Origin of the sequence: Mesorhizobium sp. M7A.F.Ca.CA.002.09.1.1, from assembly GCF_003998555.1 — a bacterium.
In the GTDB taxonomy this organism is placed as follows: Bacteria; Pseudomonadota; Alphaproteobacteria; order Rhizobiales; family Rhizobiaceae; genus Mesorhizobium; species Mesorhizobium ciceri.
The window spans coordinates 1-6,626 of sequence record NZ_RZRR01000240.1 but is presented as its reverse complement, the minus strand read 5'-3'; the positions used below and the strand labels follow the sequence as shown (position 1 = coordinate 6,626).

The window sequence follows — 6,626 nt, the reverse complement described above, 5'->3', positions numbered from 1 at the left end:
GCCACCGACGGCAGCGCCCCCTTGGCCATCGCCAGCAACAGTGGCACCGATTGCAGGAGGGTCAAAAAATCCATGTGCGTACCGGAATCGAAGTTCGAGGTCCGGTACGGATATAGCCCGTTTCAAGCGATACTGTGGAACTGCCTTAGACGAGCCATCCCATGGCGACGCTCGACAACAAGACGATGCCGAGCAGGCCGCGATAGATGACGAACGGCCAAGCCGAGAAACGCTCCAGCACGCGCATCAGCCCCCATATGGCGAAGAAGGCGGAGATCGACGCGACGACCAGCCCGACAGCAAGCACCGACCAGCCATGGGCGTCGAGATGGACCTTGTGCAGTTCCCAGAGTTCCTTGAGGCCGGCGAGCGCGATGGCAGGCAGCCCGAGCAGGAACGAGAAGCGCGCCGCTTCGGCCCGTTTGAAGCCGAGCCCCAGTGCCGCTGTCAGGGTCGAGCCCGAGCGCGAGACGCCGGGGACAAGCGCGCCGATCTGGGCGATACCGACGAGCAGCGCATCGGTCAGCGACGCATCGCCCATGCTGCGCCGGTGACGGGCAAAGATCTCGGCCAGCGCCAGCAGGATCGCCATGGCGATGCAGGCCCAGCCGATCACCGTCAGGCTACGCAGCGGCGAATTGCAGGCGTTGAGCAGGCCCGACAGCGCAACGCCGGCGATGACGATGGGGATCGTCGCCAGCACGATCCAGAGCGCCAGCTTGAAATGCCGGTCGGCGAAATCGCGTCGCGCCAGAGCGTCGAGCGATCCAAACAGGATATCCCTGACGTCGCTCCAGAAATAGCTGACCACCGCGGCAAGGGCCGCAAGCTGCATGGCGGCGGAGAAGGCGGAGCCAGGATCCTGCCAGCCGAGCACGGCCGGCACGATGCGCATATGGGCAGTCGAGGAAATTGGCAGCAGTTCCGTGATGCCTTGCACCACGCCGAGGAACGCCACCTTGGCGAACCCCAGGCCGACGAAGCCCGTGTCGAGGCCTTGGGTGCAGATATCGGCCAAAATCGAATTCCGTGCATGAGAGATCGGAGTTGCGTGGACCGACCATCGGTCAATCCCGGGCAAGCCTTATCGTCATGGGCCGGATAATCAATTTACGGATTTGTAAGCTGGCACGCCGAGGTGCACGCCGTTCGAAAACCGGCCCACCTTGGGGCCGGCTTGAGGCACACAGGGAAAATCGCAAAGCGACTACGGGCAGAGCCAGAGTTTCTGGCATGTCCTGGCGATCACATGCGCCGGCGGCACTTCGGGCTCATCGGTCGAAGGCCGGCGAGCCCGTTCGAGCAGCATGCGCACCTGTTCGGGACGCACACGATCGCGCTCCATCACAAGCAGGACCATCGGATCTCTCAAAAGCTCGTCCAGGGTGCTGATGCTGTCGTTCATCCGTCGTCTCCTCGAATGCCGTACCCGCGACCCTTAAATAGGACGACAAAGATGGCTCGCCAATGACGCTTTGCCGGCTATCTCGTGTCGATTTGGATTAAATTTTGGCCATGCTTGCGCTCTTCCCTTCCCCTGGCGCTGCGCGTCGATCCACCTTCTTCCACAACAAGGGGAGAAGGGAAAAATTAGCCTGGCGGAGGGGCGCCTTCGTATTTCGGCAGGCCGTCATCAAGCACCAGCCAAGGCTGCTTCGAGGCCGTGAAAATATGCATTTGCGGCTTGAAAACCGTGGGATCGTCGAGCGAACCGGTGGTGATGCCGATAATCCCTGCGGAATCACGTCGGGAGAACAGCGTTGTGCCGCAGCTCGGGCAAAAGCCGCGCTTGAGATCCGGTGAAGAGCCTATAGTCGCCAGCGGCCCATCGATCGTCACGTCCTCGATGCGAAACAGCACGCGTGCGTTGAAGGCGGCGCCGATCGCCTTCTGGCAAAGCCGGCAGTGGCAGACGCGTTCGTTGATGGGAGCCGCGTCCGCGCGGTAGCGCACCGCCTTGCACAGGCATCCGCCCTCATATCTTGCCATTGTCTGGATCCACTGGTGGGAGAGAATAGGCGCGCAACGTATCGGCGGGGCCGATTGGGTCAATTGAAAAGCTTTGATGCAATGTCATCGCTTGTGCTGATGCGAGTTGGGATGAAGCCATGACGCCGAAAGCCGTCATGGAGCCACGGAATGCCGGCTGCCCGCCAACAGCCGGCGGTTTTGGCGTTCACTCCATTTCGCCGACGACCTCGTCCCAGGTCTTGACCTTGGTCTGGCCGTTTAGGAACGGCAGCGCGGCGGCCGTCAGCTCCGGGGCGAAGAAGACATCGTAGTGGGTGCGGTTGGGCAGGATCGCCAGGCGGTTCTGCGACAAGTTCTCGCGCATCCAGCCGGCGTCCTTCAGTCCGCCGCCGAGCATCTGATAGAACTTGATCTCGTGTTCGGGCTTATACATATCGCTGTCGCCATAGACCAGCATGACAGGCATCTTCAGCTTGGCGACATCGGCCGAGTAATCGCGGTTCTGACGCATGAAGCCGCCCAGCGCATCGAGGAGCTTCGGGAACTCCTCCGGATGTGGCGCCACCGCGACGTAGGATTTGTACATCGGCGTGTCCTTCATGAACTCAGCCGCGGCTGCGCTCACCTGTGCCTGCTGCGGACGCATCTCGTCATAGAAGCCGTCCGTGGCGTAGCCGGTCGATACCAAGACGAGGCGGCGCACCGCTTCGGGATGCTGGACGGCCATGCGGAAGGCGACGCCGCCGCCTAGCGAATAGCCCATGACATCGACCTGGCTGTAACCGAGCGCCTTGACGATGGCGGCCATGTCGTCGCCCATCGCCTCCACGGTGAATGGTCGGTCACCCAGCGCGGTGCGGCCGTGACCCTGCAGGTCGACGCCGATGACGGTGCGGTTTTCGGCAAGTTTCGGCAGGATCGGCGCGAACATATCCGTGGTGCCAAGACCACCATGCAGCAGAAGCAGCGGCTCGCCCTTGCCATAGATTGCATAGTAGTAGTTCAGGCCGTTGATCGTCAGAAGGCCGGACTTTTCCGGCTTCGGCAGTGCATTCGTTTCAGTCGTCATGGCAGGTTTTGTCTCCTCTGCATTGATGATGCCCGGGCAGGCAAGCAGTGCTGCGGCCGAAGCAAAAATGGCGAAAAACAGGGTTTTGAACATATCGATCTCCTCTCCTGTCGATATCAAGGCGTTATGCGGATCAAAGCGTTTTGGCGAGTTCTTCGAGCTGGTCGGCGCACTGTCCCCAGCCCTCGTGGAACCCCATCTTCTCATGCTGTTCGCGGTCGGCGACGCTCCAGTGCCTGACCCGAGCGATGTAGCGGGTCTTGCCGTTGCCCTCGTCCTCGAAGGTCAGCGCGACGGTCATGAACGGCTTTTCCGAAGGCTGCCAAGCCTCAGTGTAGGCGTCGGTGAGGACGATCTTCCTGCCGGCAACGACTTCGAGGAAGACACCTGGGTTGGGGAACTCGTTGCCGTCCGGGCTGGCCATGACGACAAGGCTCGAGCCACCGGCGCGCACATCCATCTCCGCGCGCGGCGTCGTCCACGGTTTTGGAGAGAACCAGCGCGTGATCAGTTTCGGATCGGTCCAGCAGCGATAGACGTTCTCGCGCGGCGCATCGATGATGCGGGCGAGAACCAGTTCGCGGTCGTTGGTGGGGGCGATGTCGAGCTTGGTGGTCATGATGGCGTCCTGCGTTTGATCTGGCTTCCGTCCCAAGGACGAGCCGATGAACCGCAAGCCGACATCGGCCAGCGAAAATTTTGCGACACCGTTTCGATTGACCCGAGGCGTCACTCACCTTCGTCATCCACGGGCGGAGCACGAACGCAGCTCCGTCGCGGAGACCCGAGGATGACAAAGTGATCGATGGGCCAAAGCCTTAGTGGCGCTTGGCTTGCACCAGATAGGCCTCGATCTCGGTCTCGCCGAGCCACTTTGCCGCTTCCAGCCGGTGCAGGCCTTCGACGAGGATGTGGCGCTTGCCGTCATGGCGGACCTGGATCGGCGTCTTCATGCCGTTTTCCAGAATGTCCTCGGCGAGATGGCGGACGGTCTCGGGATGCAGCGTTTTCTTGCGCGCCGTCGGCACGTAGATCTCGTCGACCTTGACCTTTTGCACTCTGAGCATGCCGACCCCCGTGGCGGAAACGCCGCCACCCCTGAAATAGTCCGTTTGATGGAGGTGGCCAAGGGTGCGGCTAACGAATACGAAGTCCGAAGGCCATTCTCGGTTCGAAGATGCCAGGGACAGCAGATCGTTTGCCTGTCGTCGCGCGTTTCGATATTGCGTCTGCGCGATCGTCGAAGGCCACGGAGCAAATCCCCATGAGCAAATCTCTCGTCACCTTTGTCGGCGTCGCTCATCCCTGGATGTGCGACGTGATGGGGCACGTGAATGTGCGTCACTACGCGGCGATGTTCGATGATGCCAGCTTCCAGCTTCTCGGCCATATTGCCGGACAGGACGACAACCAGGCGTCGCAGATCGGATGGGCCGACGTGCGCACCGAAATCGACTATCGGCATGAAACGAAAGCCGGTGCACTCATCACCATCCGCTCGCATGTCGTGAAGATCGGCCGCACCTCCATCACCTTCGAACAGGTGATGTTGGGCTCGCTCGACGGCATTGTCCGCGCATCGAGCCGGACGACAAGCGTGCGCTTCGACCTTGCCGCGCGCGCCTCGGTCGCTCTGGACGAGCCGATGCGCGACCGCTCTTCGGCCTTCTTGATCGAATAAGCCTGTCTCCGCCCGTCAGCCTATGTAGATGCGGTCATCGAGGGGCGTGTCGGCAATCAGCGTCTGCAGCCCTGACAGCAGCGCCTTCTCGGCGCGGTTCATCACCTTGTCCGGATTGACCAGCAGGAAGATGTCGATGGCCGGCGGCGCGTCATAGGGCGGCAGCCGCCACAGCATTCCATCCGCCACATCCCGCCGCGCGACGTGCAGCGGCAGCGGCCCAATGCCCAACCCGGCGACGATCATGCGCCGCACCTCTTCCAGGCTCGAGGACACGCCGACGACATCGGCATTGAGCCGGGCCTCGCTGCGCAACAGCGCGACCGGCCGCAACGCATCCGAGATATGGTCGGTCTGGAACGATACCGAGGGCTCGCCTCGGAGATCGGTCAGCGTCAGCCCGGTTTGCCCGTAAAGCCTGTGCTGCGGCCCACAGAAGAAGCCGAAGAACTCGCGGTAGACCATCGCATATTCCAGCGCCGGATCGCGCTGGCTGACCAGGCAGATGCCGAAGGAAGCACGCCGCTCCCTCACCTGCTTGGCGACTTCGGTGCTTGCTGCGACTGAAATGGTGATGCTGGCGTGCGGGTAGTTGCTGTGGAACTCGGACAGCGCCTGATCAAAGAGCGGCGAGACGACATGGCTTGCCGTCGCGATCATCACATGGCCGGTAACATCGTCGCTGATGCCGCGCATCAGCAGCGGCAACTGCGATATGGTGCCGAACACCTCGACGCTCTGCTCGTAGAGAAGCCGCCCGACCTCGGTCAGTTCGAAGCGCGTCGCGTCGCGCTCGACCAGACGCCGGCCCACCCGGTCCTCCAGTCGCCGCAGAGCATTGCTGACGCTGGGTTGCTTGAGGTTCAGTCGCTCCGCAGCTCGCGTGATGCCCTTCACCTCCGCGATGACGACGAATGTCCTCAGAAGGTTCCAGTCGAGATCCCAGACCAGCCGTTCGGGGCGTGGAAGTACCATTCCTGATATCTATGCTCTCTATTCGCATTATCTATTTGCGCAATGATACCGCAAAGGCAATCATTGATGACAGGAAAGCGTCTGCACGCCTCCCAAGAACAAACCTTGCGCGCCATCCAGAGGAGAGGAAATCAGATGAACAGAGTATTTTCCGGCATCGCCGTTGCGGCCCTGCTGCTTGCGTCGACCTTCACTGCCGTTTCGGCCAGGGCCGACGACCTCGAAAAGATCAAGGCGGCGGGCGAGCTGAAGATTTCCATGAGCGGTCAGTATCCGCCCTTCAACTTCGTCAACGACCAGAATGAAGTCGTCGGTTTCGACGCCGATATCGGCAAGGCCATCGCCGAGCGCATCGGTGTCAAGGGCACCATCATCACCACGGCCTGGGACGGCATCATTGCCGGCCTGCTCGCCAACAAATACGACACCGTCGTTGGCTCGATGACGATCACGCCTGAGCGTGAAAAGGTGGTCGATTTCGTCGGGCCTTACTACCACGCCGGCCGCGCCGTTTTCGTCAGCGAGCAGTCGAAAGTGCAGAGCCTCGACGACCTCAAGGGCAAGACCATTGGCGTGACGCTGGGCGAGACGCATGAGAAATGGGCGCGCGAAAAGGGTGGCTGGGATATCCGTACCTACAAGGGCCTGCCGGAAATGCTGCTGGAGCTGAGGGCCGGCCGCGTCGACGCGATAGTCGTCGACAACATTCCGGTCATGGTTGCCGTCAAGGAGACGGGCGAGAAGGTCCGCAAGCTCAACACGCCCGATATCGAAGGCGGCGCTGTTGCCATCGGCATCGCCATCCGCAAGGACAATCCGGAGCTCAAGGCTGCGATGCAGAAGGCGCTGGACGACATGCTGGCGGACGGCAGCTACGAAAAGATCTCGATGAAGTGGGTCGGCAGCGACATCCGCTGATCTCTCCTGGCT

At 61.5% G+C, this 6,626-nt stretch carries 9 protein-coding genes; 2 read left to right on the top strand and 7 right to left on the bottom strand.

Annotation, left to right across the window (positions count from 1 at the left end):
* Positions 1 to 145: 145 nt before the first annotated feature.
* The 6 genes from EN994_RS13035 to EN994_RS13010 all read right to left on the bottom strand — a co-directional run bounded on the left by EN994_RS13035 (position 146) and on the right by EN994_RS13010 (position 4,107).
* Positions 146 to 1,018, bottom strand: a complete 873-nt coding sequence (locus EN994_RS13035) for an undecaprenyl-diphosphate phosphatase (protein ID WP_013532086.1) — start codon at positions 1,016 to 1,018, stop codon at positions 146 to 148.
* 189 nt (positions 1,019 to 1,207) lie between these two features.
* A complete protein-coding gene (locus EN994_RS13030) occupies positions 1,208 to 1,405 on the bottom strand; it encodes a hypothetical protein (protein WP_027162632.1) in 198 nt (65 codons plus the stop codon).
* A 185-nt stretch (positions 1,406 to 1,590) separates the two neighbouring features.
* Entirely contained in the window at positions 1,591 to 1,989 is a 399-nt protein-coding gene (locus EN994_RS13025; protein ID WP_013532088.1) for a GFA family protein, read from the bottom strand.
* Positions 1,990 to 2,176: 187 nt separating this feature from the next.
* The gene (locus EN994_RS13020) at positions 2,177 to 3,133 is read right to left on the bottom strand and encodes an alpha/beta hydrolase (protein WP_063167839.1); all 957 of its coding nucleotides are present in this window, start codon (positions 3,131 to 3,133) and stop codon (positions 2,177 to 2,179) included.
* A 40-nt stretch (positions 3,134 to 3,173) separates the two neighbouring features.
* On the bottom strand, positions 3,174 to 3,659 hold the full coding sequence (locus EN994_RS13015) for an SRPBCC family protein (protein WP_024504356.1): 486 nt from the start codon (positions 3,657 to 3,659) through the stop codon (positions 3,174 to 3,176).
* Between the two features lie 199 nt (positions 3,660 to 3,858).
* The gene (locus EN994_RS13010) at positions 3,859 to 4,107 is read right to left on the bottom strand and encodes a ParB N-terminal domain-containing protein (RefSeq protein ID WP_013532091.1); all 249 of its coding nucleotides are present in this window, start codon (positions 4,105 to 4,107) and stop codon (positions 3,859 to 3,861) included.
* 197 nt (positions 4,108 to 4,304) lie between these two features.
* On the opposite strand from EN994_RS13010, the gene EN994_RS13005 reads away from it, so the two are divergent.
* Positions 4,305 to 4,721, top strand: a complete 417-nt coding sequence (locus tag EN994_RS13005) for an acyl-CoA thioesterase (protein ID WP_024504355.1) — start codon at positions 4,305 to 4,307, stop codon at positions 4,719 to 4,721.
* 15 nt (positions 4,722 to 4,736) lie between these two features.
* Here EN994_RS13005 and EN994_RS13000 read toward each other — a convergent pair whose 3' ends face one another.
* Positions 4,737 to 5,696 (bottom strand): LysR family transcriptional regulator, encoded by a 960-nt coding sequence (locus EN994_RS13000; protein ID WP_127224109.1) that lies wholly within the window; start codon positions 5,694 to 5,696, stop codon positions 4,737 to 4,739.
* 135 nt (positions 5,697 to 5,831) lie between these two features.
* Here EN994_RS13000 and EN994_RS12995 point away from each other — a divergent pair, with 135 nt between their 5' ends.
* Entirely contained in the window at positions 5,832 to 6,614 is a 783-nt protein-coding gene (locus tag EN994_RS12995) for an ABC transporter substrate-binding protein (protein WP_063167837.1), read from the top strand.
* Positions 6,615 to 6,626: the final 12 nt, after the last annotated feature.

Bases quoted from the DNA above. Each gene is read 5' to 3' on its own strand.
- EN994_RS13025 (WP_013532088.1), bottom strand. From the start codon at position 1,989: ATGGCAAGATATGAGGGCGGATGCCTGTGCAAGGCGGTGCGCTACCGC.
- EN994_RS13005 (WP_024504355.1), top strand. From the start codon at position 4,305: ATGAGCAAATCTCTCGTCACCTTTGTCGGCGTCGCTCATCCCTGGATG.
- EN994_RS13010 (WP_013532091.1), bottom strand. From the start codon at position 4,107: ATGCTCAGAGTGCAAAAGGTCAAGGTCGACGAGATCTACGTGCCGACG.
- EN994_RS12995 (WP_063167837.1), top strand. From the start codon at position 5,832: ATGAACAGAGTATTTTCCGGCATCGCCGTTGCGGCCCTGCTGCTTGCG.
- EN994_RS13000 (WP_127224109.1), bottom strand. From the start codon at position 5,696: ATGGTACTTCCACGCCCCGAACGGCTGGTCTGGGATCTCGACTGGAAC.
- EN994_RS13030 (WP_027162632.1), bottom strand. From the start codon at position 1,405: ATGAACGACAGCATCAGCACCCTGGACGAGCTTTTGAGAGATCCGATG.
- EN994_RS13015 (WP_024504356.1), bottom strand. From the start codon at position 3,659: ATGACCACCAAGCTCGACATCGCCCCCACCAACGACCGCGAACTGGTT.
- EN994_RS13020 (WP_063167839.1), bottom strand. From the start codon at position 3,133: ATGTTCAAAACCCTGTTTTTCGCCATTTTTGCTTCGGCCGCAGCACTG.